Origin of the sequence: Candidatus Phyllobacterium onerii (assembly GCF_028331445.1) — a bacterium.
Classification (GTDB): domain Bacteria; phylum Pseudomonadota; class Alphaproteobacteria; order Rhizobiales; family Rhizobiaceae; genus Phyllobacterium; species Phyllobacterium onerii.
Genome location: NZ_JAQMHX010000013.1, coordinates 24118 through 49838, shown reverse-complemented (window position 1 = coordinate 49838; position 25721 = coordinate 24118). Strand labels below are relative to the sequence as shown.

Annotated in this window: 29 protein-coding genes and 1 pseudogene; 17 read left to right on the top strand and 13 right to left on the bottom strand. The window is 55.5% G+C overall.

All coding sequences use genetic code 11. The features are described 5' to 3' along the window. Positions 1–170: 170 nt before the first annotated feature. From PHA01_RS23385 to PHA01_RS23345, 9 genes are all read right to left on the bottom strand, one after another. On the bottom strand, positions 171–1097 hold the full coding sequence (locus PHA01_RS23385) for a cytochrome c oxidase assembly protein (protein WP_271898711.1): 927 nt from the start codon (positions 1095–1097) through the stop codon (positions 171–173). Beyond that, complete coding sequence (locus PHA01_RS23380; protein ID WP_271898710.1) at positions 1094–1414, bottom strand: hypothetical protein; 321 nt, start codon at positions 1412–1414, stop codon at positions 1094–1096. The genes PHA01_RS23385 and PHA01_RS23380 overlap by 4 nt, the downstream gene beginning before the upstream one ends. After that, positions 1411–2019 (bottom strand): cytochrome c oxidase subunit 3, encoded by a 609-nt coding sequence (locus tag PHA01_RS23375; protein ID WP_271898709.1) that lies wholly within the window; start codon positions 2017–2019, stop codon positions 1411–1413. Before PHA01_RS23375 ends, PHA01_RS23380 begins: the two co-directional genes overlap by 4 nt. Next, positions 2016–3935, bottom strand: coding sequence for a cytochrome c oxidase subunit I (gene ctaD, locus PHA01_RS23370; RefSeq protein WP_271898708.1), 1920 nt, complete (start codon positions 3933–3935; stop codon positions 2016–2018). The genes PHA01_RS23375 and ctaD overlap by 4 nt, the downstream gene beginning before the upstream one ends. Then, positions 3932–4933, bottom strand: coding sequence for a cytochrome c oxidase subunit II (gene coxB, locus PHA01_RS23365; protein WP_271898707.1), 1002 nt, complete (start codon positions 4931–4933; stop codon positions 3932–3934). Before coxB ends, ctaD begins: the two co-directional genes overlap by 4 nt. Continuing rightward, positions 4930–5451, bottom strand: a complete 522-nt coding sequence (locus PHA01_RS23360; protein ID WP_271898706.1) for a c-type cytochrome — start codon at positions 5449–5451, stop codon at positions 4930–4932. Before PHA01_RS23360 ends, coxB begins: the two co-directional genes overlap by 4 nt. Further along, positions 5448–6269 carry a substrate-binding domain-containing protein gene (locus tag PHA01_RS23355; RefSeq protein ID WP_271898705.1) on the bottom strand — a complete coding sequence of 274 codons (822 nt, stop codon included), beginning with the start codon at positions 6267–6269 and terminating at the stop codon, positions 5448–5450. The genes PHA01_RS23360 and PHA01_RS23355 overlap by 4 nt, the downstream gene beginning before the upstream one ends. Then, entirely contained in the window at positions 6250–8061 is a 1812-nt protein-coding gene (locus tag PHA01_RS23350) for a methanol/ethanol family PQQ-dependent dehydrogenase (protein WP_417021021.1), read from the bottom strand. Before PHA01_RS23350 ends, PHA01_RS23355 begins: the two co-directional genes overlap by 20 nt. A 410-nt stretch (positions 8062–8471) precedes the next feature. Then, on the bottom strand, positions 8472–8999 hold the full coding sequence (locus PHA01_RS23345) for a DUF4142 domain-containing protein (RefSeq protein ID WP_271898703.1): 528 nt from the start codon (positions 8997–8999) through the stop codon (positions 8472–8474). A gap of 23 nt (positions 9000–9022) precedes the next feature. On the opposite strand from PHA01_RS23345, the gene PHA01_RS29600 reads away from it, so the two are divergent. The 4 genes and pseudogenes from PHA01_RS29600 to PHA01_RS23330 all read left to right on the top strand — a co-directional run bounded on the left by PHA01_RS29600 (position 9023) and on the right by PHA01_RS23330 (position 10634). After that, positions 9023–9499, top strand: coding sequence for a sigma factor (locus tag PHA01_RS29600; RefSeq protein WP_334312053.1), 477 nt, complete (start codon positions 9023–9025; stop codon positions 9497–9499). A gap of 6 nt (positions 9500–9505) precedes the next feature. Beyond that, a complete protein-coding gene (locus PHA01_RS29595) occupies positions 9506–9787 on the top strand; it encodes a sigma factor-like helix-turn-helix DNA-binding protein (protein ID WP_334312052.1) in 282 nt (93 codons plus the stop codon). Between the two features lie 16 nt (positions 9788–9803). Next, a pseudogene (locus PHA01_RS23335) lies at positions 9804–9917 on the top strand (non-homologous end-joining DNA ligase); the annotation flags it as partial. A gap of 522 nt (positions 9918–10439) precedes the next feature. Next, complete coding sequence (locus PHA01_RS23330) at positions 10440–10634, top strand: hypothetical protein (protein WP_271898702.1); 195 nt, start codon at positions 10440–10442, stop codon at positions 10632–10634. A gap of 15 nt (positions 10635–10649) precedes the next feature. On the opposite strand, the gene PHA01_RS23325 is transcribed toward PHA01_RS23330, so the two are convergent. Continuing rightward, on the bottom strand, positions 10650–11660 hold the full coding sequence (locus PHA01_RS23325) for a Gfo/Idh/MocA family protein (RefSeq protein ID WP_271898701.1): 1011 nt from the start codon (positions 11658–11660) through the stop codon (positions 10650–10652). Beyond that, positions 11657–12646, bottom strand: a complete 990-nt coding sequence (locus PHA01_RS23320; RefSeq protein ID WP_271898700.1) for an MDR/zinc-dependent alcohol dehydrogenase-like family protein — start codon at positions 12644–12646, stop codon at positions 11657–11659. Before PHA01_RS23320 ends, PHA01_RS23325 begins: the two co-directional genes overlap by 4 nt. Positions 12647–12906: 260 nt before the next feature. Here PHA01_RS23320 and PHA01_RS23315 point away from each other — a divergent pair, with 260 nt between their 5' ends. The 9 genes from PHA01_RS23315 to PHA01_RS29485 all read left to right on the top strand — a co-directional run bounded on the left by PHA01_RS23315 (position 12907) and on the right by PHA01_RS29485 (position 22751). Beyond that, positions 12907–14013 carry an NAD-dependent epimerase/dehydratase family protein gene (locus tag PHA01_RS23315; RefSeq protein ID WP_271898699.1) on the top strand — a complete coding sequence of 369 codons (1107 nt, stop codon included), beginning with the start codon at positions 12907–12909 and terminating at the stop codon, positions 14011–14013. Beyond that, the gene (locus PHA01_RS23310) at positions 14010–16037 is read left to right on the top strand and encodes an NAD-dependent epimerase/dehydratase family protein (RefSeq protein WP_271898698.1); all 2028 of its coding nucleotides are present in this window, start codon (positions 14010–14012) and stop codon (positions 16035–16037) included. The genes PHA01_RS23315 and PHA01_RS23310 overlap by 4 nt, the downstream gene beginning before the upstream one ends. Before the next feature lie 86 nt (positions 16038–16123). Next, complete coding sequence (locus PHA01_RS23305) at positions 16124–17203, top strand: glycosyltransferase (RefSeq protein ID WP_271898775.1); 1080 nt, start codon at positions 16124–16126, stop codon at positions 17201–17203. Further along, complete coding sequence (locus PHA01_RS23300) at positions 17200–18312, top strand: CgeB family protein (protein ID WP_271898697.1); 1113 nt, start codon at positions 17200–17202, stop codon at positions 18310–18312. Before PHA01_RS23305 ends, PHA01_RS23300 begins: the two co-directional genes overlap by 4 nt. After that, a complete protein-coding gene (locus tag PHA01_RS23295; RefSeq protein WP_271898696.1) occupies positions 18309–19397 on the top strand; it encodes a CgeB family protein in 1089 nt (362 codons plus the stop codon). Before PHA01_RS23300 ends, PHA01_RS23295 begins: the two co-directional genes overlap by 4 nt. After that, positions 19394–20506, top strand: a complete 1113-nt coding sequence (locus PHA01_RS23290) for a CgeB family protein (protein WP_271898695.1) — start codon at positions 19394–19396, stop codon at positions 20504–20506. Before PHA01_RS23295 ends, PHA01_RS23290 begins: the two co-directional genes overlap by 4 nt. A 12-nt stretch (positions 20507–20518) precedes the next feature. Then, the gene (locus PHA01_RS23285; protein ID WP_271898694.1) at positions 20519–21559 is read left to right on the top strand and encodes a UDP-glucuronic acid decarboxylase family protein; all 1041 of its coding nucleotides are present in this window, start codon (positions 20519–20521) and stop codon (positions 21557–21559) included. 2 nt (positions 21560–21561) lie between these two features. After that, the gene (locus PHA01_RS23280; RefSeq protein WP_417021024.1) at positions 21562–22326 is read left to right on the top strand and encodes a TIGR04290 family methyltransferase; all 765 of its coding nucleotides are present in this window, start codon (positions 21562–21564) and stop codon (positions 22324–22326) included. Between the two features lie 185 nt (positions 22327–22511). Beyond that, positions 22512–22751 carry a cytochrome c oxidase assembly protein gene (locus PHA01_RS29485; RefSeq protein WP_417021020.1) on the top strand — a complete coding sequence of 80 codons (240 nt, stop codon included), beginning with the start codon at positions 22512–22514 and terminating at the stop codon, positions 22749–22751. A 14-nt stretch (positions 22752–22765) separates the two neighbouring features. On the opposite strand, the gene PHA01_RS23275 is transcribed toward PHA01_RS29485, so the two are convergent. Further along, positions 22766–23008 carry a hypothetical protein gene (locus PHA01_RS23275; RefSeq protein WP_271898692.1) on the bottom strand — a complete coding sequence of 81 codons (243 nt, stop codon included), beginning with the start codon at positions 23006–23008 and terminating at the stop codon, positions 22766–22768. Here PHA01_RS23275 and PHA01_RS23270 point away from each other — a divergent pair. Together PHA01_RS23270 and PHA01_RS23265 are read left to right on the top strand one after the other, a co-directional pair. Continuing rightward, entirely contained in the window at positions 23007–23234 is a 228-nt protein-coding gene (locus PHA01_RS23270) for a hypothetical protein (RefSeq protein WP_271898691.1), read from the top strand. The two genes, PHA01_RS23275 and PHA01_RS23270, sit on opposite strands and share 2 nt — an antisense overlap. Before the next feature lie 522 nt (positions 23235–23756). Next, positions 23757–24296, top strand: coding sequence for a DUF1003 domain-containing protein (locus tag PHA01_RS23265; protein WP_271898690.1), 540 nt, complete (start codon positions 23757–23759; stop codon positions 24294–24296). 219 nt (positions 24297–24515) lie between these two features. Here PHA01_RS23265 and PHA01_RS23260 read toward each other — a convergent pair whose 3' ends face one another. After that, positions 24516–24842: a helix-turn-helix domain-containing protein gene (locus PHA01_RS23260; RefSeq protein ID WP_271898689.1), complete on the bottom strand. Its 327-nt coding sequence runs from the start codon at positions 24840–24842 to the stop codon at positions 24516–24518. A gap of 114 nt (positions 24843–24956) precedes the next feature. Between PHA01_RS23260 and PHA01_RS23255 the strand changes: the two genes are divergently transcribed. Both PHA01_RS23255 and PHA01_RS23250 read left to right on the top strand, forming a co-directional pair. Continuing rightward, positions 24957–25142 (top strand): hypothetical protein, encoded by a 186-nt coding sequence (locus tag PHA01_RS23255; RefSeq protein ID WP_271898688.1) that lies wholly within the window; start codon positions 24957–24959, stop codon positions 25140–25142. Between the two features lie 373 nt (positions 25143–25515). Continuing rightward, entirely contained in the window at positions 25516–25695 is a 180-nt protein-coding gene (locus PHA01_RS23250) for a DUF3606 domain-containing protein (RefSeq protein ID WP_271898687.1), read from the top strand. Positions 25696–25721 lie beyond the last annotated feature (26 nt).

The following is a 25721-nucleotide window of genomic DNA, read 5'->3' as shown; positions in this document are numbered from 1 at the left end:
GCCCAGCCCCCTTATCGTTTGCTCCAAGCTACCCGATAGTTGGTTGGTAGTTCGTAATTTCGGTAACATGTGTTCCTCATTTGGTTGAACGATGTACACCCGACTTCGCGGCCGACGCGTCCTCCTAACCACGAACCGGAAACTTTTGTTCCAAAGCCTAAGATGAATGCCTAGTTTTTTGACGTTACCGATTGCAACCCGCCGGTATACCGCTCCCGTAAGAGGACGGATTGGGCCTCAGGATCCGTCGTCCCGGCAATCCAAAGTGACAGGCAGGCCAACGCTGCACCGGCGTAGATCAGCCCTGAAGGCACCCACATGAGGAGGCCTGCCAATTGTTGGTCTTCAATCGCGGTCATACCCCAGGCGCCCGCGGTTTGGGATGAATACCAAGTTTGCGGGGAGAGAAAAAGCAGAATGCCGAGAAGGCTGGTATGCCCCGCAGTTGCGAAGAAATCACCTGCGGCTTGACCATAATTCCGGCGGGCATTTGGTGCAGCCAAAAGCGCCCACCAGAATATCAATGCCGAAAAAAGGAAAGTCGCGTGCTGGAGCCAATGCAACATCTCATTGCTGAGCGCGGCTTCGAACAGGATGGGAACGTGCCAAAGCCATATCGCGAAAGCGTGCAGGATTGTTGCAACGAGCGGCATCGTGACAAATCGCCAAGCGCCGGACCACCATGAAACTTTCGTTCCCGCGCCAACATAGCGACGGATTTTTTTTGGGAATGCCCATAGGAAGGTGCCTAGAGGGCGTGACAAAACAAGAAACGGCGCCGCGATCACCATGACGGCCTCATGCTCGATCATATGCGCCGTGAATACATGGCGAGATGCTGCATGGAGCGGAGAAATGAGAGCGAAGACCAAGGTGAGCCAGCCAATAAGGAAGCAAACCGCGTGCGTAGCGCTAGCGCCATGAAACAGGCCGGCGCGGTGCCAAAGGCGGCCTGCTCCGACAGCATACAGACTGGCAACGATCAGCAAGGGGATGGTCACAGGTGCATCGAGCGTCCATCCATAAACCACGAACCCGCCATAGCACCGGCTGGCATCGATATAGGGGCCTGTGCTGTCGAAAGAAAAAACGTTCATACCTCACAACCCTTGAAGATGAATGCAGCGGCCATCTGCAACAAAATTGCGAGCGCGAAAAGCAGCGCCGCGCCAGCCGATAGCCCGGCAACAAAATGCCTTGTGCCAGCTGCCTTAAGGTGGCTACGTACAGTCCAGGAAATGGTGCCTCCCGTCAAAGCGATAGCCGCGCCAACGAGCGTCACCTGGACGACATGGATGGAGGCTGATGCACACTCCGCCGACACAAGCGAATAGGCTGTCTGCAAGGTCGCCGCCCAACCAATGGGACCGGTCAACAAGCCCGCAAAATATAGGCGGTCTATACTCCTCCTCATGCCGACCACCGCGGGAAGATATAAATCACTAGATAGAGGACTACCCACGAGGCTACCACGAAGTCCCAATAGAAAGCATTGTCGGATACGTCGCTGAAACGCCGGCCTGACCGACCATGACGGGTAAACATAAGTGCCGTCAGGACGAGCGTGTCGCCAAGATCGGTGAGAAGGTGGAACGTGTGAAGGCCGAGCAGCAGCCACAAGATTGAGCCATAGGCGTTTTGATCCCACGACACATGCAGCGCGCGAAATTCCCATATCCTGATTATTAGCGGCAAAAGTCCAAAAATCGACATGAGAAGCAAGCCCAAGCGAGTTTTTCTCAGTTCCTGATTTTTAGCCCAGCGATCCGTCAAATGGTTAGGTAAAACGCTGGCCACCAGTAGAATGAGCACGAGCGTGCCCGCGCCAAGGTCCGGCGCCGGTGCTGCTATGGGCCACCCGCTTGCTACAAACTCAAGATAGAAGTACGTGCCAACCGCCAGGGCAAAGCCCGTGGCCTCAAGCGATATAAACGCCAGTGTGCCCCACCACATCGGACTTTGTGCGCCGAAGCCGTAGGTAGGCAGGTTGCTCAGATCGGCGATGGTTCGCTGTTTCATTCCTTATCCTCCGGATCGCCCTTTGGCCAGAACCAACCGATCAAACCGATAGCGATCGGTACGCCGCCCCAAACCACCGCCCATGGCGTGAAGATTGATGCAAGAAACGCCGCACCGACCGCTAAGGCGCTCAAGAAGGGCCAGATCGAATTGCGTACGGACGGCTCGCGCAGTTCAGGTACAGCGTCGGCGACCGTGGAGGTCAGGAGCTCTCTCGTATCGACGCGCAGTCCGCAAACAACGTTCAACACACTCCCGTCGAACCACAGTGGCTCGCGGTGTGATACAGCTGGAATTCTCAGGAAATTGTAGGGCGGCGGCGGCGATTGCATCGCCCATTCCAAGGTCGGCGCGTTCCATGGATTTGAACCTGCCGATTCACCCCGGAACAGGCTGAGGACGATATTAAAGAAGAAAATTACCAGTCCTGCGATGATGAGCAGTGACGCAGCGCTCACCAAGAGATTGGTCGTCCCCCATTCACTCGCCGCAGGATAAGTATAGATACGCCGGGGCATGCCTCGCAAACCGAGCAAATGCATGGGGAAAAACGTGGCATTGAAACCAATAAACACCAGCCCGAAAGTCCACCGGCCCATGGTTTCACTCATCATGCGACCTGTGACCTTGGGGTACCAGTAGTGGACCGCGCCCAAAAGAGGAAAGACCGCACCACCCACCAGAACATAATGAAAATGTGCGACCACGAAATAGGTATCGTGGACCTGCAAATCGAGCGGAACGGACGCAACCATTACCCCTGTCAGTCCGCCAATCACAAACGTTACGATAAAGCCAAGAACGAAAAGAAATGGCGTCTTAAAGATGGGCCGGCCGGCCCAGATGGTTGCTATCCAGCAAAAAATTTGCAAACCGCTCGGAATGGCTATCATCATTGAGGAGGCGGTGAAAAAGCTTTCGCCCATCTGCGGCAGCCCCGTGGCGAACATGTGATGAACCCAAAGTCCAAACGAAAGGATTCCAATCGAGATCAATGACATGACAATGGCAAGGTGGCCAAACATCGGTCTGCGGACGAAGGTGGGTAGAATAGCGGAGACAAATCCCGTCGCGGGAATGAAGATTATATAGACCTCGGGGTGACCGAAGAACCAGAAGAGGTGTTGCCACAACAAGGCGTCTCCGCCCTCGGCGGGATTGAAAAACTGAGTACCGACAAGCCTGTCTAGAATCAGCATTGTGCTGGCCATCATGACTGCGGGCATCGCGAACAATACGACAAAGGCCATGATGAGCATCGACCACACAAATATCGGTATACGGTCGAGCGTCATGCCCGGAGCCCGCTGTTTGAAAACTGTCGCGATAATTTCAACAGCGACAGCAAGGCCGGCCACCTCCGTAAAGGTGATCATCTGTGCCCAGAAGTCGCTGCGTTTGCCGATACCATATTCAGGACCAGCCAGCGGGACATAAGAAAACCAGCCAGCGTCGGCCCCCGAATTCAAGGCAAATGCTATCCAGATCATAAGCCCACCCAGGAGGTAAACCCAGTAGCTGAAAGCATTGAGGCGCGGAAAAGCAATGTTCCTCGTGCCGATCATGAGAGGTACGAGATAAACGGCAAAAGCTTCCATTATCGGCACCGCGAAGAGAAACATCATCGTTGTGCCGTGCATAGTGAAAAGCTGGTTGTAAAGATCCGGACCTATCAGCTTATTGTCCGGTACCGCAAGCTGCAGACGCATGGCCGCCGCCGAAAGGCCAGCCAGAATGAAGAAAAAGAAAGCGGTGATGATGTATCGCCGGCCTATGATTTTATGATCGACCGTTGCGAGCCAACCATAAAGCCCGGAAGGCGTTTTCCACGTCTCCGTCAAAAACCGGTCAAGCGCAGAATCCGTGAGGCCCGTGTCGCGAAGATCGTAGATTGGGGATGATTTCAGGACGCTCATCTCAAGCTCCCGACATAGGATGTCACTGCACGCATCTCATCGGGATTGAGATCAATCCACGGCATTTTGGATCCTGGTTTGATTGCTTGAGGGTCGGATATCCAACGCGCAAGTTGATCCGGTTTCATATCCAAGGCCCCTGCCGCCAAGGTGTGGCGACTGGCGATATGGGTAAGGTCTGGTGCCACACGCCCACCGGCGCTCGTGCCGCGTATCGTATGACAAAGTGCACATCCCCGGGTGAGGAAAACGTTGAGACCGACCTGCAGGTCCTGTTTTGGGGCAGCGGCAGGCATTAGTTGGCTCAACCGCCATGCGTCGAAGGTGGCGCGGGGTTCGGCAACCACGGTCAGTCCCATATAGGCATGTTGCAAACCACAAAATTCTGCACATTGACCGCGATAGATGCCGGTCTTTTCAGCGATGAATGTGAGCTCGTTGTGCTGTCCGGGGATGAGATCGCGTTTCCCAAAGAGACTAGGAATCCACAGGCTATGAATAACATCCCCCGACTCGAGCTTGACTTTTACGGCTTCGCCGACCGGGACGTGGATTTCGTTGGCGGTATAAATTATGTGATCGGGCCGCGTGTCTTCATATTCCACATCCCACCACCATTGGTATCCGGTAATGCGGATAGTGAGTGTTCCGCGCTGCGCCATGTCAGCGACGGCCTTGCCCGCTATATAGCTCGAGAAGGTCAGGCCCGTCAGGACTAAGAAGGTGATGGCGACGCAAACGCTGACGATTGCCGTTAGCTGACGGTTTTGCTCAGCGGCTCCAAGCAAAAGGTCTGCTCCGCTGACAGCAGGTCGTTTGCGGAATATCGCGTAGGCAAGAGCCAGCATGACTATCAGCCATATGATGCTGCAGACCCAAAAAAAGAGCAGCAAAAGCTCGGAAATGGAGCCCGCGCTCTCTCCATGCGGGTCCAGCACGGCGTAGTTGCTGCACCCCGACAGGAGAAGGGCCACCAGGCCTGCTGTCAGCCTTTTCATGGGGCTTTTCCGTTATATGGTTTCGGAGAAGGAAGCCGGTTTTCTGCGGGACTGGCACTGAGATCATCATTACGCGAGGGCGCAACGTCCTTGGCAACAAATCCGCCCAACGCCCGTACATAGGCAGCAAGTTGCCAGGTTTCTTTTTCCGGAATTAACCCGCCAAAAGACGGCATGCCATTGGGTCTGCCTTCCTTTATGGTCTTCACAATATTTTCGATGGACGAACCATAGATCCATTTGTCATCCATCAACGCCGGGCCAATGCCGCCGCCGCCATTGAAGTGGCAGCCGGTGCAATTGAACCACTGATAGAGCCGTTTGCCCTCTGCCACGTCGTATGCGCTCTGCTCGTATTTACTTTCTTCCAGCGTTGTGATGGGTGGATTTCCCGGATGGAGCGGAGAAACGCTGACCGTATCCGGCGGCTCACTTTCCTTGCGCTTAGTAAAGTCACGCTCTTCGCGCTGGCAGGCGGCGAGGACAACTACAAGGCAAAGCAGAAAAACGCTTTTCATGGGGGGCCTCCGGCGGAGTCGGCACGCGGGACGCCATACGCGGTAAGGATTGCATCAATGGCCATGCGATGTTTAGACAGCGCATTGTTAACCTCATCGCGCAAGTTCACATCATCGCGCCGCACCCCCATGGTTATGTCAAACACCATAGGCAGCATGGGAAGATCGACGTTGGGGGTGACGGGCCGCAGATCGAGCCTTACATCATCATGGAGCGCAAAATAGCCCGCTGTCGGCCCCCACACGATGGCGACATCGATTGCTCCGGCGTCCAAGGCAGCGACAATGGTACGCCCTGGAGAGCTGCCTGCATAGTTACCATAAACGGGATACCCGCGCAGGTTTTGAGCAAGGCCACGCCGCGCAAGTGCATGTGCCGGCGGCGTATTGCTGCCGTCATCACCAACAAGCTGCACACCGATTGTTTTTGTACGAAGCAGCGGATCGTCGAGGGATGTGATTTGGATATCGTCACTGCGCCGCGTCAAAAAGACGTAACTTGAACGATAATATGGCCGCGTCGTCCTCAGCATGTCATTTCCGGCAACGGTTCCGGGCACGAGATCGCAGCGGCCGGAAAGCAATGCTTCACGAAGGAAACCACGTCTTTGTGCCCACCATGTGTAGACAATAGTCGCATGAAGTTCGCTGGCGACAATTGCGGCAATTTTGTTTTCGAAGCCTGTGCCATCCTTATTTGAAAATGGCAGGTTGTTAGGGTCTGCGCACACACGCAGTTCGCGTGCCCCGGCGTGGCTGGCGAAGCCAACGGCCATCCCGAGGATCAGGACGGTGGACCTAAGGCAGACGGAAAACATAAAGCATGCCTCCTGTGGTTGTGGCTGAAGGCAGATCCTGCATCGCGCCAACAAATCCAAGCCCGGCGGTACGGTCCCTTCCGTCAAGGCCGAGCACTGCAATTGCTCCCGACCAGCCGCCGACGCCGGAAAGAATGGCGACATATTGATGGCCATCCGGCCCTCGATAGGTCGTCGGCTGCCCGATGACGCCGGATCCCGTTTTAAACTGCCATAACAGCTTGCCGGTCCTGGCATCCAAAGCCTTGAACCAGCCTTCCATATTACCGTAAAAAACGAGGTTGCCTGCGGTCGCAACCGTGCCGCTCCATACCGGGAAGCGCTCATTGATGGTCCAAGTCGCCTTTCCTGAATCGATATCCCAGGCAGAATATTCGCCGCGGTGACCATCGCCTGGCCCGGCCTTCATCGCAACATTCGCACCCACAAAGGGCGTACCTGCGATGTAGTTGGCTTCAACCCCTTCCAAGTCCATGCAAACATTGTTGTGCGGGATATACAAATACCCGGTTTGCGGGGAATAGGCTGACGGGTTCCAGTCTTTGGCGCCTGGGGCAGCGGGACAGATGTCGCGAACAACCTTGCCCGTTTCAGGTTGCTTGTCCGGGTTCATCTGCAACCTGCCCGTCTTCAGGTCCACACCCGTCGAACTGTTCACCGGCGCAAAGGGAGTTGCCGACAAGACTTCGCCGGTCAGCCGGTCCATTACATACAGATAACCATTGCGTTCTGGCCGGATGAGGAGCTTTCGCGGCTTACCGTGCCAGTCCCGGTCAAGCAAAATCTGTTCGTTTATTCCGTCATGATCGTAAACGTCATGTGGGCTCCACTGGTAGAACCACCGAGCCTCTCCCGTATTAGCGTCACGGGCAAATATACCTGCGGTCCATTTATTGTCGCCCGGCCGTGCGTCGGCGTTCCAGGGACCGGGATTTCCCGTCCCATGAAAGATCAGGTTGAGCTCAGGATCATAGGAGATCCATCCCCATACATTCCCTCCACCCTGCTTCCAGGCATCCGGCGGCCAACTGGTAACGCCGAGATCCTTGCCTTTATCCATGTCGTAATAAGGGTGAAAATCAGGGCCGATTAAAACGTCCTTGTCGGGGCCGGTGCTCCAAGCTTTCCAAAGTACTTTGCCGCTTCCTGCTTCCAGCGCCTGTATCCATCCTCGCACGCCGAATTCACCCCCGGAGTTCCCGACGAGCACCCTGCCGTTGACGAAGAGCGGGGCCATTGTCATGGTCTCGCCGATATTGATGTCACCCAGCCGCACGTTCCACAGTTCGCGGCCCGTTTGCGCATCGACAGCGATAGTGTGGCCATCCAATGTATTGTAGTAGATGCGCCCGTCTCCATAGACAGGCCCCCGGTTTACTGTATCGCAGCACGCCACTCCCTGGGCCGCTGCTTCGGTCTTCGGCTCATACTTCCATTTGAGGGGCGCGCCCGGCTTTTTGAGATCGAGGGCATAGAGAATGTTCGGATAGGGCGTGACCACATATAGAGTGTCTTCTATTACGATGGGTGACGATTCCTGTCCGCGATTGACCCCAAGAGAGAAGGTGAACGCAACCTTCAATTTATCCACATTGTCGCTATTGATTTCGTTGAGCGGACTAAATCGCGTACTTGCGAAATCCCTCGCTGGCATCGGCCATTCTCCGCTCTCCCCGTGTACTGAAGCATTTTGTTGGGCAAAAGCCCCGAGAGAATTGAGAAAGAGGAACAACGCCGAAATGGGGACCAAGAGCCAAAACAATTTGTGGCGCATGAAACATTCCTCCTGCATAGTCCCCAAACTCCGGTCACCGGCACTCGTTCCATTCGTTATGCCGAGATTTGTTTATAACCTCCTGACGTTCGGTAGAATCATCACCGATCCACATCAGCAACGTCCAGTTTCGGACTTTACGCTGCTGGTGACGTCTGGCGGAAACCACCAAGCAGGGCGTAAAACAAGCGGCCTCAAGCAGGAGGTTGGGCATTCTTAATACTATTGGGAAATCGGGACCTCTCGATAAAGGCATCGATCGGGGTGAGGGACCCGCGAAACGCATACGCCAGCATTACTATTTATACGGCACTGGCGATGTTTCGGTCCTGTAAAATCGGGTTCGATAGAGCCAAGCAAGATGGTGGCCAAAAGGGCGTGTTCCGGGCATCCGGGGATTGTCATCAGCAATGGACGTTCGAAATTCTTTACTTATCCAGTTCCTCGGCCATGTGCAGGTGATGTTGCAGCGCTGGTCGTGTCTTGGCAGCCCAAGCCTTCAGAACAGCATTTTCGCCCTCGTCACCATACCGTTGGAACAGATCAACCGCATCCTTGTGCGCCGACACCTGGTCGGAATGATACTGGTCTGTGAATTCAGCCCCCTGTAGCCCATTCAACTTTTCGAGCATTTTTTGCTGCGCCTCTGCCATGGATGTAGGGGCGGTGGCATTCACCTCACCACTCTGCAACAGCTGCTTCAATTCTTCCGATGTTTTTTCATGATCAGTAACCATCTGCTGGGCGAAGGCCTTGGTTGGGGCATCGGCGCGCTCGGCCGCCAGTTTGCTGGACTCTATTTCAAACATGTCGCTTTGCGCGGCCTGCAAGACAAAATCTCCGGTTGTTGGCGCGACCCCCAACACCGAATTCACGCCGGTCTTTTCGGTTGCTGATTGCCCCCAAGCGGGCGCGGCAAAAATCAGAGCAGCAGCGGTCAGAGCAAATTTATTCATGACGTCGTCCTCACTATTGGCGAATGCTCGGCAGGATCAACCCTGTCGCCGCTCAACAAGTTCGACGAGAAATTGTTCCCGTCCCCGACCCGTACGCTTCGAAAGGTCCGCTGGAGAACAGTATTCAATCGGAATGGAACCTGACTTCAGCACCGGCATTTATGGCGCGAAAGGAAGGTATCATGCTAATTGATAGGGTACGGTCGGAGCTAAAAACAGAAATCGTGGAGTTGATCCCGATGATGCGAGCCTTCGCCCGAAGCTTTCATCGCCATCCTGACGATGCAGATGAGCTCGTTCAGGACACGCTCCTAAGGGCTTTGAGCAGCATCGGTACTTTTATACCAGGCACGAGTCTCAAGTCGTGGATGTTTACCATCATGCGCAATGCCTTCAATACTTCTTATGCGAGGAGAAAATGGGAACCAGTTGGCCTCGAGGAAGATGTCGTCATGCATCCTGCCGCCCAGGAATGGTGTGTGCGTGCAAAGGAATTGTAGAATGTCTTGCACCTGCTGCGGCCGGAGTTTCGCCAAGCGCTAATGCTCGTTTGTGTTTCCGGAGTTTCCAATGAGGAAGCGGCTGATATTTGCGAGTGCCGCGAAGGCACTATCAAGAGCAGGGTCAATAGAGGTAAGCAACAGCTTCTCTCTATTCTCGGCTACCCTGATCGTCACACCGCCTTCGACCCTAGAACTGGACCCGCTCCTAATGTTACCCCTCGCGCTCATAGCGCCCTACTGATGCCAGCAAGTGAGAGCCACGTCCTGTCGGTGCTCATCACCTAATAAGCCCTATGCACGCCTTGAAGGCATTATCGCGGAGGACAGGAACAGCACCTATCGCTCCGGCGGATCGGGCGATTGGATCAAGATCATATGCTGCAATAGCGAAAGTTTCGCAGTCATCGGCTATGAACCATATTGTCAGGAACATATCTCTGTGTCTGGCCTGACCAAACCGGAGCATACCCAATGGCAGATCAAGCTATAACTAATGCTATCCGTTTGTTTGAACTTAATTTTCGCATGAGGTACTTGCCGATTTGCGTAGACTGAGCTGGTCACCAGAAAGGCCAATGCAGAAACACGCAAGCTGGCTCTGTATGCTGGATGATATTATAGCGGGATCCCGATCTACGGCCACGAGTTTATCGCCGCAATGCTGACAATGCGGCGCGTGGATTACGGAGACACTAGACATTTGAAGGAAAACGGACGATCCGATTCACGCCTGCGACGTGACGCAATCACTGGCAAGCTGCTGGCGGAAATTGCGCAACGTCACTACCCTATCTATCCTCGCGGGTAGTGGGAGTACGGGGTTGTAGGCCCCAAACGAATTCATCACTTTAAAATTGCGACGTGATTCAGCCAAGAGACTGGAACAAAGGTATTCGACACTGGTTAGACAATCAATTGTTTCGAGGGGAGGAAAAACATGACTCGCAAAACATCGCAGGAAGCCTTGAATCAGCTTTCGCAGATATCGGCAAATCAGGTCGACGATTTCCTCAGGCGATCGTCTATCACCTTTTTGGAATGCGCAATCAATCTGATGGCAACACACATGTCGAAGGAAGAGATTGTGGCGACACTTGAGCAGGAAACCAAACTCGTAAAAGAAATGGGTTGATGCCGACAGATCCGTTCAGCGCGAATAAATGGCGTCGAGGACGGTGGCTACCGTGATAAGATTCGCGCAGGCCGGATCGAACCTTTCACCGCAGGAAAGTCGCTGCGCCCAGGATACCGCAGCTCTGCCCGGCCATGCGTCAGGGGGCGAGACAATCAATTCCCGTTTGGTTCCCCAATAGCGTTCTGCCCTAAAGTCAAAAAAAGACCCTTCGACGTTGCGAAACTCGGCGCCGCCGCCAGTTCCATAGAAACTCGCACCGATGATAGCATCGCAACCCGCACTCAACCTCCACGAGCACGTCAGGCGAAGGATCGTTCCACCGGCAAGTTCGATCGTCGCCACTGCAAAGTCTTCGACCTGAGCGGGATCCTGGATCGGTCGGCCTTGACTGAAGAGGGTGGATTCGACTCTGGTTACTGCCGGAAAATCCAGCGCCCAAAGCGCCAGATCAACGAGGTGAACCCCGAGATCCATGACACACCCGCCGCCGGACAAGGACTTGTCGTAGAACCAAGGTTTATCGGGTCCATACGCATTGTGGAATATGAGATCGGCGGCAAATACATGCTCCAGCTCGCCCGAACGAATAATATCCCTAATTTGCTGCATTGCCGCCGTGTAGCGATAGGAGAGATCGACGCCGAGCAAAATATTGCTTCGTTGCGCCGCCGCCACAACGTCGGCAACCTCACCCTGCGTACGCCCTAGCGGTTTCTGACAAAATACGGGGATACCGCGTTCGAGAGCCCTAGTTGACTGCTGGGCATGAAGCGCACTCGGTGTCGCTATGATTATTCCGTCAATTTCACGGTCCAGCAGGTCATCGAAGCTGGCCACGACCTGGGCTTGCGGAGCGATCTTGATCGCCGCGTTGATCATTTCTGGGGAGGGGTCTGAAATTGCCGTTGCATTCACAACTCCTGATTGGAGGATCCTGGCCATCCGATCGAGGCCGATCCGGCCAACGCCCAAAAAGCCGAGATAAAGGGCAGGCTTACCAGCGCCCATGGTCGGTCCCTTCATGGGTAGCGCACCAATGCTTTCAGGAAACCGTCAGGACGATCGCGCGTCATGTCGAGCGCTGTGTCCAATTCTTCGAGCGGGAACCAGTGGGTGTATAGCGGGGAAGGATTCATGCGCCCATCCAACACCGCCTGGACCGCGTCTCGCATTCCGCTTAGGTAAACCGCAGGCTCGCGCTCATGAGCGTTGACCACATCAAGGCCGCGCCAGTTCCAAAGCTGCATGTTGACTTGCCGCGGACTATCCTGGTGATAGCCGGCAATAATCAAACGACCACGCTCTTTTGTCAGTTCAGCGGCCAAGTCGAGCGGCCATTGCTTTCCGACTGCCTCAATGGCGCAATCACAAAATCGACCCTGCGTAAGTCCCTTCACCTCGTCGATGATTTGCCAATGATCCTGCATGGGGATCGCTGCGGAAGCTCCGGCCTTTAGCGCAACATCCAAAGAAAACCAACGCCGGGAAATGGCGATCACGTGGGCGCCAGCAGCAACGGCGAGTTGAGTGAGAAGCGCTCCGAGAAAGCCGATCCCGACTATGGCAACTGTCTGACCGGGCCCGATCTGGCTGCGCCGGAATATATTCATTGCACATCCAAGAGGCTCTCCGGGAAAGGGATGCCCGGCCAGTTCCGGCGGAAGCGGGACAACGGCTTGTTGGTCGGCGATATCATAGGTCGCATAGGCGTGATACGAGAGCGCCGCGATTCGATCGCCGATATCGAGATCATGTACCTCCTCGCCTATGGCGTCGATAAAGCCCCATCCCTCATGACCCAGGCTACCTGGCTCTGTCGGAAAACTCATCCATTCCGGCCCAGCCCAAGGGCCGAGATTGGAGGCACAAACACCGCAACCTTCCAGCTTGATTCTCACCTGGTTTTTCGTGGGGGTCGGGAGAGCCAATGTATCAGTTTGTATCCGTCCGGCGCCAGTCACGACGGCGGCTTTCATAGTTCGGACTCGCGAATGCCCATCAAAATTCATGGTTGATCCTCCAAGTCATGGTGAAGCTTGTTAGAGCATCTCTGACCGTCGGTTCATGGAACGTCATGCAGTTTGCTAACAACTTGCGATCGTTCGTTTTGTTCCGGAACGGCTCGTCGGAAGACCCGCACTGCGGATGATGTCAAAGAAGAAGTCATAGAAGACATAGATATCAAAGATGTCAATGATGAAGGAACTTTCCTTTTTCCTGATAGTTGGTGACAGCAAGATCCCGGTTTGAAATCAAGGTCAGGTGCAATATGCCAAGGATTCTCGTCACTGGAGGTTGCGGTTTCATCGGCCGGCATGTCACGGCCGAACTCCTTGAAAACAGATACAATATACGAATTTTGGACGGCTTCATCGACCAGGTCCACGGCGATGCGGAAGCTGCGATTTCAGAGGAAGTCGAAATCGTCCGGGCCGATATTCGCGACCGCACGGCAGTTCGAGAAGCGCTGCGAGACGTGGACGGCGTGATACATCTGGCGGCCGAGGTGGGCGTCGGACAGTCCATGTATGAAATAGAGCGCTACGTCGGAGCCAACGACCTGGGCACTGCTGTCTTGCTCGAGTCGATGATAGGTCTTCCGGTCAAGAGGATCGTGGTAGCGTCCTCGATGAGCGTCTATGGTGAGGGTCGCTACGTCACGGACGCTGGGGATCGAGTTGATTTCGTTCGACGCACAGCGGAGCAGGTCAGGGCAGGACTGTGGGACTTGACCGCGGCAGATGGGGGAAGGTTGATCCCGGCTGCTACAGATGAAGACAAGCCGGTGGACCTTGCCTCAATTTATGCCCTGACGAAATACGCCCAAGAGCGCCAGGTAATCATCTTCGGCGAGGCTTATGGAGTGGAGGCCGTCGCACTTCGCCTCTTCAACGTGTTCGGTGTCGGACAGGCGCTGTCGAATCCGTACACTGGTGTGCTAGCCAATTTTGCTTCACGACTGGCGAATTCACAGCCGCCATTAATTTTTGAGGATGGTCGGCAACGACGCGATTTCGTCCACGTATTCGATGTGGCGCGCGCCTTCCGCTTGGCGTTGGAGCAGCAGGCTGCTCCCTCACATGTCATCAATATCGGCAGCGGCAATTCGTACACGATAGCGGAGGTGGCCACGCTGCTCGCGAATGCAATGGGTATTCCCGAGATCGGAGCGGAGATACTGGGCAAAGCCCGTTCTGGCGATATCCGAAACTGCTTTGCCGACATCTCCCGTGCGCGGGAACTTCTCGGATTTGAGCCGCGACACAGGCTGGAAAGTTCGCTTGGACCATTCACCAAATGGGTTCGCAGTACAAGCGCAGTTGACCGGAGCGCAGAGATGAAGCGTCAGCTCGAAAAACGGGGGCTGGTATCATGAACATGCGTGATAGGCCACTCGACACGAAACAATATGGCTTTGTCGAATGGTTTCGGCGAGGCGAGTATGATCGCACAGAGGAAATCTTGCCGGACTTGATGGCGGCCGGAGCCAGTTACCTGCGAACGCATCTGTCGTGGGCGGAATATTTGGCGCCTGGCGGTCAGGCGTGGTTTGATTGGCTGCTCCCAAAACTAGGTCAGCAGTTCGATTTGCTTCCATGCATCCACTACACGCCCCCAAGCTTATCACGTAGCGGACGATCTTCCGGCGCGCCAAGAGTCCTGAAAAACTACGCGGATTTTGTCGATCACGTTCTTGACCGGTATGGACGACATTTCCGCCACGTCGAACTTTGGAACGAGCCTAACAATCTTCTCGACTGGGATTGGCGCGAAGACGGTGACTTCAACCTCTTTTGTGAGATGGTTGGCGGTGCAGCCTATTGGGCTAAACATCGCGGTTGGAAGCCCGTCCTTGGCGGACCATGCCCTTTCGATCCCTACTGGCTTAACCTTATGGGCGAGCGTGGCGTGCTCAGTGTGATTTCGGCGGTTGGATTCCATGGTTTTCCGGGAACATGGGACAGCGAAGCAAGCACATGGGGGGGCTGGGACCTGCATCTCGGCGAAATGCGGGCGATCACAGACCGCTACAACAAAGATGCGGAAATCTGGATCACCGAGACGGGCTACTCTACGTGGCGCAACGACCAAATGGAGCAGGCCCGGCGCTTCACGCGAGCGCTGTCCGTGCCTGCTGAACGCATGTACTGGTATAGCTGGCGAGACGTGCCGCCTGATGTGCCGGTTCAGGAAGGGCTCTGGTTCGATCCCCGCCACTACCATCTCGGTGCGGTCGACGCGCACAATGCACCGAAACTGCTTGCTCGCCTTCTGATGGAAGGCGGCGTGGAGCGACTGGAGGATGTTACCGCACTGGCAACGCCGTCACTGTCACATGAGGCTGCGCCTATCGTCGTGGTGGGTGGCAGCGGCTTCATCGGATGCAACGTGGCCGACGACCTTCTGAGCGAAGGTGAAGACGTCATCATTCTCGACAATCTCAGCAGGGCAGGCGTCGATCAGAATCTTCGCTGGCTCAAGGACCGCCACGGCGAGCGCGTGCATCCCATGCTCGCTGACGTCCGCGACCTTCGTAGCATTGAACCGGCATTTCAGGATGCCAAGGCAGTCTTCCATTTCGCTGCTCAAACGGCTGTCACGACGAGTCTTGACTACCCTCTAGACGATTTCGAAACCAATGCACGCGGCACGATCAATGTACTCGAGGCCGTGCGAAGCGCTGGACGCGACGCTGCGGTGATCTTCGCAAGTACCAACAAGGTATACGGGGATCTCGAAGACATGGAAATGATGGCTCTCGACGATCGCTATGTTCCGGTAGATGAGACGATACGCAAACACGGTGTGAACGAGGATCGCAAGCTGGATTTTTGCACGCCGTATGGATGCTCTAAAGGAGTCGCCGATCAGTACGTCCTCGACTACGGCAAATCGTATGGTCTGCGAACCGCAGTATTACGCATGAGCTGTATCTATGGACCGCGCCAGTTTGGAACGGAAGATCAGGGGTGGGTCGCGCACTTTATGATCCGTGCGCTGCAAGGCGAGCCGATTTCTGTTTACGGTGATGGTAAACAGGTACGCGATATTCTGCACATTGATGACGCGGTTGCCGCTTACAAATGCGTGTTGCAGGCAATCGATAAAGTTAAGGGCCGAGCGTTTAATCTTGGTGGTGGACCCCTCAACTCTGTCAGCGTCCAGATTGTATTACGAGAGATTGAGTGGCTGACCGGCCGGCGCCTCGACATCGCTTACGACGACTGGAGAGCAGGGGACCAGCTGTTCTTTGTGTCGGACACGCGCTCGCTTCACAAGGCCGTCGGATGGGATGTGCGGGTAAGATGGCGCAGTGGTCTACAGGACTTGCAGCATTGGCTGCTGCACCACCGGCACGACAACGGAAATTTCTCGCAGCCCAAAAGAGTGCGGGCATGACTTTTTCACTCGGCAATAGCGATCTCCAGCAGATCCGGGTCAGACAACAGTTTTCAAAGCCCAAGCGCAATCAATTGCGCGTCCTCATGAGTCTCGATGCAGTCGGCGGAATCTGGCGCTACGCGCTCGATCTGGCAACCGAACTTCGTCAATTGGGTATCGAGACAGTTTTTGCCGGTTTCGGCCCTCAGCCATCCGAACAACAGCTGCGGGAGGTATCCGCTCAGGGCATCGTCGTGTGGACACATGCCCCACTTGACTGGACGACCAGCCAGGAGGACAGGCTGGATGAAATTCCCGATCTGCTTGCGGATCTGGTCGCCAGCAACAGCATTGATCTGGTTCACCTGAACCTGCCATCTCAGGCGGCCGGCCTCCGTGTTGATATTCCGGTCGTTGTGATGGCTCATTCGTGTGTTGTAACATGGTTTAGGGCCGTGCGAGACGGCGAGCTTCCGGGCGACTGGGCCTGGCAGGAGAAACGCAATCGTCATGGCTTTGACCGCGCGGATATCGTCGTCTCACCAAGCCAAAGTCACGCCAAAGCGCTGCGCGTGAGCTATGGACATATTCCACATCTCCAGGTCGTTTATAATTCCAGCCAGGCTCCACTCTCGTCGACGCCGAAGGAAAATTTCGCATTCGCGGCCGCGCGCTGGTGGGATGAAGGTAAGAACGGCGCAGTTCTTGACCTCGCCGCCGCACGTGCATCCTTGCCGGTTGTGATGGCGGGCGCAGTGCACGGCCCCAATGGCCAATACTGCGCGATCAACAATGCCGAGCGTCGCGGACAGCTTACACATAGGGAGACGATGACGCTGATGTCGCGTGCGGCCATCGTGGTATCGCCCTCGGTGTACGAACCATTTGGCCTTGTGCCACTGGAAGCCGCCCGGGCAGGCGCGGCGCTTGTTCTGGCGGATATTCCTACCTACCGCGAGCTTTGGGATGGCGCGGCACTCTTTGCCGATCCTCACGATCCCCAGACTTTCGCCGATGCAATAAATCACCTGGCGTCCAACGCGAAGTCACGGATCGATCTTGCTCGTTTAGCCCAAGAACGTTCATCAGTGTTCTCTCCTATAGCGCAGGGCCGCGCCATGGCCGGGATCTATAACCGGCTGATGCCGAGGGTCGTGAGCCCACAACGGGAGAGCCAGATATGAAATTCCTTTTTTACACCCACTCGCTCGTCTCGGACTGGAACCACGGCAACGCGCATTTCTTGCGCGGCGTCATGCGTGATCTCGCCATCCGGGGGCATGACGCTTCGGCACTGGAGCCGGCTGACGGCTGGAGCCGGAATAACCTTGTAGCGGAGCACGGCGTTGAACCACTTGATGCCTTCGCACAAACTTTTCCGGAACTGATTACACGCTGCTACGACGGTGATTTCGATCACGAAGCAGCGGTTGATGCTGCCGATGTCGTCATTGTCCATGAATGGACCGATCCAGCCTTGGTGGCCCGGCTTGGACGTGCCCGCAGGCAGGGCGCCGGGTTTACCCTGATTTTCCATGATACCCATCATCGCGCAGTCTCTGCGGACAAAGACATGGCAGGGCTGGCACTAGCTGACTTCGACATCATTCTTGTTTTTGGCGAGGCATTGAAGGAACGCTATTTGAGCGCCGGCTGGGGCCGCAGCGTCTTTACTTGGCACGAAGCCGCAGATGACACGCTGTTTCACCCGATGCCCGAAATCAGCAAGTCCGGCGATCTTGTTTGGATCGGCAATTGGGGCGACGAAGAACGCAGCAGGGAGATCGACGGCTTGCTCGTGAAGCCTGCGCAGGACCTCGGCGTAAAGACGACGGTTCATGGGGTACGATACCCCCAAAACGCTCTCGAAGCCTTGCGCCGGGCAGGGATCGAGTACCGTGGCTGGATAGCCAATGCTCAGGTGCCGCGTGTGTTTGCCGAGAACCGTATGACAGTGCATGTACCCCGCCGGCCCTATGTCGAAGACCTGCCGGGCATACCGACGATTCGCGTGTTCGAAGCACTTGCCTGTGGAATCCCGCTTGTTTCGGCGCCATGGCAAGATGCGGAGGGACTTTTTCGTCCGGGGAAAGACTTTCTGTTCGCGCGCGATCGGCAGCAAATGACGCGCCACTTGAGCGACATTCTCAATGACGATGCGCTTGCTGCCGGGCTTGCCGCATCGGGTCTCGAAACCATCCGGTCGCGTCATACGTGCCGGCATCGTGTGGATGAACTTCTGTCTATTTTGGAGCTGAACGGAACGGCGCGGGCAAGGGAGGCAGCAGAATGAAGATCGCATTTTATGGGTCCAGCCTGATTTCTGCGTATTGGAACGGGGCCGCTACCTATTACCGCGGATTGCTAAAAGCACTAGCGGCCAAGGGCTACACGATTACGTTCTACGAGCCCGACATCTATGACCGGCGGAAGAACCGCGACATGGAGCCCCCGGAGTGGTGCAAGGTCGTGGTATACCAAGGGACGGTGGAGGCGCTGAAACGCGTAGCCGCAGAAGCGGCTGGCGCCGATATAGTCATCAAGGCAAGCGGCGTCGGCTTCGAGGACGATTTGCTGTTGAACCGGGTGATGACCGCGGCAAGTTCTTCCGCTCTCAAGGTTTTCTGGGACGTCGACGCACCTGCGACCTTGGCCGAATTGCGCGCAAATCCCGCACTTCCCTTGCGCCGGGCACTGAGCCGCATCGATGTTGTGTTGACCTATGGGGGTGGCAATCCGGTGGTCAAGGCGTACCGGGAACTCGGCGCTGCCGAATGCATCCCTGTCTATAACGGGCTGGATCCCGAAACGCACTACCCTGTTGGGCGGGACGGGCGTTTTGAAGCCGTCCTGGGATTTCTTGGTAACCGCCTGCCTGACCGGGAAACTCGCGTAGAACAATTCTTCCTGGAGCCTGCCGAGCGGCTCAAGGGACAGACCTTCCTGTTTGGCGGATCGGGCTGGCAAGACAAGCCAATGGCACCCAATATCAATTATATCGGCCATGTGCCGACCCGTGACCACAACGCGTTCAACGTCACGCCGACTGCGGTCCTGAATATTTCACGTGCCAGCATGGCTGAGAACGGTTTTTCACCGGCGACGAGGGTCTTCGAAGCGGCAGGCGCAGGGGCCTGTATAATCACTGACCATTGGGAAGGAATTGATCTATTTTTCGAGCCTGAAAAAGAAATATTGGTCGTGCGGGATGGAAAGGATGTTGTCGATGTTCTGGCAAGCCTCACACGTGAACGGGCGAAAGAGATTGGCAGAAGCGCTCTTGCACGCGTTCTGGATAAACACACTTACGAGCAACGGGCTGCAGAAGCTGATGCGATCTTTCGCTCGCGACTCCATCGTACGGAGGCTGCTGAATGACCCGGCCTCTCAAAATAGTCATACTCGGTTTGTCGCTCTCCTCGTCCTGGGGTAACGGCCATGCGACGACGTACCGGTCTCTTCTGCGCGGTCTGCATGCGGAAGGACACGAGGTTGTGTTCCTGGAGCGTGATGTGCCTTGGTATGCAAATCATCGCGATCTCGCCGAACCAGATTTCTGCAGGCTTCTTTATTATCAAGGTTTAGAAGAGCTTCTGGATCGCTTTGCGACGATCATCAAGGACGCAGACGCCGTAGTCGTAGGCTCCTTCGTTCCTGATGGGGTGAAGATCTTCGACGCCATCGCGGATTTGAACCTATGCGGTCTTTGCTTTTACGACATCGACACGCCTGTGACGCTCGCCAGGCTCGAGCAAGGGAACGAAGAGTATCTGGCACGGCGGCAAGTTCCGTTATTCGATGTCTATTTCTCCTTTTCCGGAGGAAGGGTTTTACAGCGCCTACAGGATGAATACGCTGCCCGGCGCGCCGTAGCGCTCTACTGCTCCGTGGATGTTGAGCGGTATTGCCCCACTGGAGAGGACACAGTGTGGGACCTCGGCTACCTCGGCACTTACAGCAGCGATCGGCAGCCAACGCTGCAACGCCTGCTGATCGAACCAGCGCGGCATCTGCCGAGGATGCGTTTCGTCGTTGCCGGTCCGCAATATCCCGATGACATCGATTGGCCGCCAAACGTCGAGCGAATAGAGCATCTTGCCCCTTCCGAGCATGCGTCGTTCTATAGCAGACAGCGCTTCACACTTAACATTACACGCTCGGACATGATTGCCGCGGGATGGTCTCCAAGCGTTAGATTGTTTGAGGCTGCTGCCTGCAAGACAGCGATCATCAGCGATTTTTGGGAAGGTCTGGCGGATTTTCTTCCTGCCGAAGCGGCTCTTGTTGCCTACAACGCTCACGATATCGTTCAAGCGCTGACAGAGCTTCCCGATTACCATCGCGGTGCGCTGGCGCAGAACGCTCATGCTCGGGTGCTTGCTCACCATACTGGCAGAGTGAGAGCAGCCGAATTTGCTCGCATTCTTATCGAAGTGCGCGAGATCGCCGCTCGCACTCCGCGTCGGCTTTACGAGGTGAATGTTTAGAAGGGAAGTTTAATGCTGGACAGCTCAAACGCCCGCAGGCAAAGAACCGCTCTGGTAGCCGGTGGAGCAGGATTTGTAGGATCGCACTTGTGTGACGAACTGCTGGCGGCCGGCAATCGTGTGATCTGCGTCGACAGCTATCTGACGGGTTCACCTGCCAACGTCGCGCCTTTGCAAAATCATCCGGATTTCAACATGATCGAGCATGACATCTGCAATCCGTTGGTGTTCGCTGAACATGTAGACCAGATATACAATCTTGCTTGCCCCGCCTCGCCGCCACTCTATCAGGCCGATCCCATCCACACGATGATGACAAATGTTATCGGAACCGCAAATCTGCTTCAGCTGGCAGCGCGGCACGGCGCTTCCTTTCTACAAGCCTCCACCAGCGAAGTCTATGGAGACCCGGAGGAACACCCGCAACACGAGGATTATTGGGGGCATGTGAACTGTACGGGGCCTCGCGCTTGCTACGATGAGGGAAAGCGAGCGGCAGAGGCGCTGTGCTTTGACAGTTTGCGTGCCGGCGACGTGGACGCACGCGTCGTGCGAATTTTCAACACCTACGGCCCCCGCATGCAGCCCAATGACGGGCGGATCGTTTCGAACCTCATCGTTCAGGCGCTACGCGATGAGCCGCTCACCATTTATGGCAACGGAGCGCAAACCCGTTCTTTCTGCTATGTCTCCGATTTGGTTGACGGTTTGACCCGTTTAATGAATGTTCAGCCCAACCCTGCCGTACCGGTAAACATCGGCAATCCGGGCGAATTTACCATTGCAGAACTGGCGGATATGGTGTGTGCGATGCTGCCGACACGCTCGAGGGTGCTGAACGGGCCTCTGCCCGCCGATGATCCCCAGCGTCGCCGTCCAGATATTGCGAGAGCGCGTGAACTTTTGGGTTGGGAACCGAAAATTTCTCTCGATGACGGTCTGTCCCGCACGATCGCGTGGTTTCAACATGCCCTTCTGGAACAGGCCCGGCACCAAAACCCCGGAACTAGCGCCAAAGTTGCCCGGGCGGCGGGCAGTTCACAGGGGATTTGATGATGGCAGATCGACGCGCAGATGAGATCAGCCTCAAGCGCCGTATCGCAGAATTGGGCCCTTGGTTTCACAACTTGCGGATTCGCGGTGTCGAGACTGCACCGGACCATTTTCTCGGCGACTATCCGTCGTTCAAGTGGGCGGCTTTCGAAGAGGCCATACCGAGCGATCTTGAAGGGCGAAGCGTCCTGGATATTGGCTGCAATGCGGGGTTCTATTCGCTGGAAATGAAGCGGCGGAATGCCGGCCGGATCGTCGCGATCGATTCTGATCCCCACTATCTGCGGCAGGCGCGCTTTGCGGCCGAGGAGACGGGCTGCGACATCGAGTTCAGGCAGATGTCGGTCTACGATGTCGCTAAGCTTGAGCAACGATTCGATCTCGTGATTTTCATGGGTGTGCTGTACCACCTGCGCCATCCGTTGCTTGCGCTCGACTTGCTTTACGAACATGTGGTCGGCGATCACATGCTGTTTCAATGCATGCAGCGCGGCAGCGCCCAAGAGCCGCAGTTGCAGAGCAACTATGATTTCTCGGAGTGGGACGTATTTGAAGCTCGCGGCTATCCGAAACTCTTCTTCATCGAAGATCGCTACGCCGACGATCCAACCAACTGGTTCATCCCGAACAAGGCGGCGGTGGAGGCAATGCTGAGGAGTGCAGGGTTTGTAATCAAGTCGAATCCTGAGCGAGAGGTCTATTTGCTGACCCGGGGCCAACGTCATTATGCGGTCGAGCGCCCCCCTTCGATCTGCCCAGTCAGCTAAGCCGCAATGGTGCGCGGTCGCACCTGTGCCTGCGAAATGTCGTCGGGTCAGGCGGGCGGCGCTGGTCAGGGAACCAATGCACTGGCTGCAGCATGCGAGCTTTCTCTTCTCTAACATTGTTATTCTGGTGGTCGCTGCTTGCGGCACCGGCCGCTAGGCGCGGTTATGGATGATCCATCGGCCATTTGTTCGCTACCGCAGGACATACGAGCCTCCGCGGGCTCATCCTCTTTCTTTCACCGCGAATCTTGTTTCCGCTACAAAGTATGGGAGAAGCCGCATGGGGGCTTCAACCGCTCGAAGATCAGCAACTGGCTGGCCTGGTGATGTGGATTCATCCGGCCTCGTCTATACCGGAGCCGCCGTCGCTTGTGCGGCGTTGTGGATATCGAGGCCCGCAGCCGCACATGGATAGGGCCCCTTAGACAGTTCGACGACGCTATGTCAGCCAGAGGACCTTTTCTGCTCTTTTTTGGAGCCGGTGTTCACGATGGGCGGCCATAGCCGCAATCCTTTTGAAATCCCGTTCGCCAGCGTCAAAGAGCTTCATGACAGTTTTGGCCATACGGTCGGCATTTGCGGAGGGCTGGCCGAGAAGCTCCCATGCCTTGTCGTGAGCTTTCTGCATAATACACCAATCTTCTTCACTATAGGTGAGCTTCTCATAAAGATGGTGGAACATGATGGCGCCGCCTCCATCCATGGCGGGAGCACGACTGTCTCTCGATCGCTGGTATGCCGTTATCAGGTCCAACGACCGCAATACTAAAGAACTGTCGTTACACAGCGTCAAGGCAATGTCCGCTGCTGGACGGTACTCCGTTGATGGACAGCCACTCGACTTCAGCGAGCGGCCGGCCATGCTTTTCGATGTATGCGACCGCATCAAGGGGTATGTCGTCCTCTAAGGAGCCCAATATGTCGCGTCTCGATCAATCCTGACTCAGGCGCAGCAGCTCTGAGTTAGCCGGCATTCTCCGAGGGGCCCATATAGCCGAATTGGTCTCGATTTCTATCGTGATATTTCCACTTTTTGAAAGCGACGGTTCGTCAGTTTGACCATGCGGGTTTGGTGAAGCCGAACGCGAATAACAAACTTGTTAAGCATCCATATCTCGCCGGCATCTGAAGCCATTTGTGTTCATTGGAAGTGCACCTCCAGCAATGTTTTATGGGGCAGCATGCGGTTCGAAGCGATGGGCACCTGCACTCAGTCCGAACTGCTACCCGCGAATACCATATCGCGAACCATCTCAGAAGCAGGCAATTATAAACCTCTCGGCTTTTCGGGCAGGAGCGATCCCCGTTGGCAATCGTGTGCGCCGTTAGGACCGCGCATTGTGGAGGTCGAATGGTCGCTGGGCCGGTGCAAAATAAATTTCTGGAACGAAATCACTTGATCCATGTTTTGTGCGTCATTGGAGGAATGTATGAGCAGCACGAGCGGCAATTCCGCCCATGAAGGTGGAGAAACGAATGTCATTGATCGAAATATTGATGAACTGCTGAAGCGTCGGGCGGAGGAGGATCGGGGCCTGACGCTGCAAGACCGTATCTCGGATACGATCACACGGTTTGCGGGTAGTATGGCCTTCGTGTACATCCATCTGGGCATTTTCGGCATGTGGGTGGTGATCAATGAAGGCTGGCTTGAATTGATGCCGCCGTGGGATCCTTCACTCGTTATTCTCGCGATGGTTGCGTCCGTTGAAGCTATTTTTATTTCCACATTTGTACTCATCAGTCAGAACAAAATGGCGGTCCGCGCAGAAAAAAGGGCAGAACTCAATCTCCACATTTCGCTTCTGGCAGAGCACGAAACTACGAAGCTGATAGCGCTGATAGCTGCTATCGCTGATCACCTTGGTATTTCAACCGAGCTTGCGGATGAAGAGATAAAGGAATTGAAAGAAAGTGTATCTCCGGAAACGGTGTTGAAAAAGATGGAGAGACGGCCGAGTTGGATTTAGTGAAGGACAATCGCTGAAGCATAACCTACCGGCCGGCCCAAAATCGCAAGTTCCGCGGTAGGAGGAAATGGCCGCGTCTGTTCGCACCAACGGACGAGATTGCAGGCGCGCCCGACCGGGGACCGTGGTGGCGCTGGTGCGCGGGTTTGGCCATCATCTCCAAATGGCGGAACAGTTGGACAAATAACCTGCCCAACAGTCTGTCAATCCATCAGCGTCTTATACTCGGCTTCGGCCACTCCATAGAAGCCGCTCGCCACAGAAACCAATCCGTTGCGGTCGATAACCGTCACGATCTGGTTTCGACACGATGTATCCTAGCGCCTGCAGTCCTTTCAGCGTTTCTGTTACCCACGGTCTTCGTAGTGCCAACATGACCGCCAACAGCTTGCGGGTAATGCGCAGATCCGCATCACGAGTGCGGTCGTGAATCATCAGCAGCGATCGTGCAGGTCGTGTTGGGGCGTCGGCCTGCGCGTTGGCAAGCGCCGTCGAAGCGGTCTGAACACTGAGACTTTGGGTAAAGAGCAGAAGTTTTTTATTCATCTCCGTGCTTTTTAAAGCGCAGCTCAAAGATCTGAGGCTGGGATGCGCGATCCTGAACCTGGTATTTGAACATAGGTAGAATACGGCGTTGTGGTCTCACCAAGGAGACACGGCGTGCCAGTTACGCCTTCATATCCGATCAAGGCAATTTCCATGTCTCTTGCGACGACGGAGATGACGCCGCTTTCTGGAAAGACCCAGCAATCGGCTCGTGCGGCAATTCAAGCTGTTGGCGATGTGTCAGTTCGACGCCATCCGCTGGCGCAGCCTGGTTCCGAATGCCGCTATAGCTCAACATGAGACACACTCGTTGGCGCTTGAGATGTCTAGGCGCGGCAACATTTCTCGATCGCGTTTAGGGCTTCGGCGTGTTTGCGCCGCCTCGGATCCTGAATGCTTGCTCCAGTTTTTTCGGAAGAGAACTTCCACCCCCATAGCGATAGCCCGTCCTTGGGGCCACCAGGTAGCAGCATCGTCGCAAACGGTCCCGTTCGAGTCAGTTGTGGCCGTGCCTGCTAGTCCACTCCGACCACTTCCCGAATGCGCCTACTTTGTGCTCGGCAACGCGACCTCGTTCAGATTCCTTGTCTATCAGCGGACGATACTTTCGGAGCTTGGAACAAAAACCGCCTGGCGCTGTTTGGCGTTTTATTTTGCAGCAGGAGACCGACAGATGGCCGACAACAAGCTCAAGCAGGATAACCGCGACCGCTCAAAAATTTCGTCCCGCGAGGACTATGAAATCGATTACTTGATGACCAAATTTGACATCAGCAAAAATCACGCTCTCGAACTGATTGTCAAACACGCTGGTAGTCGAAGGAAGATCGAGGAAGAGCTTTCAAAAACATAGTCAAAAAAATGCAATGATGAGGAGCA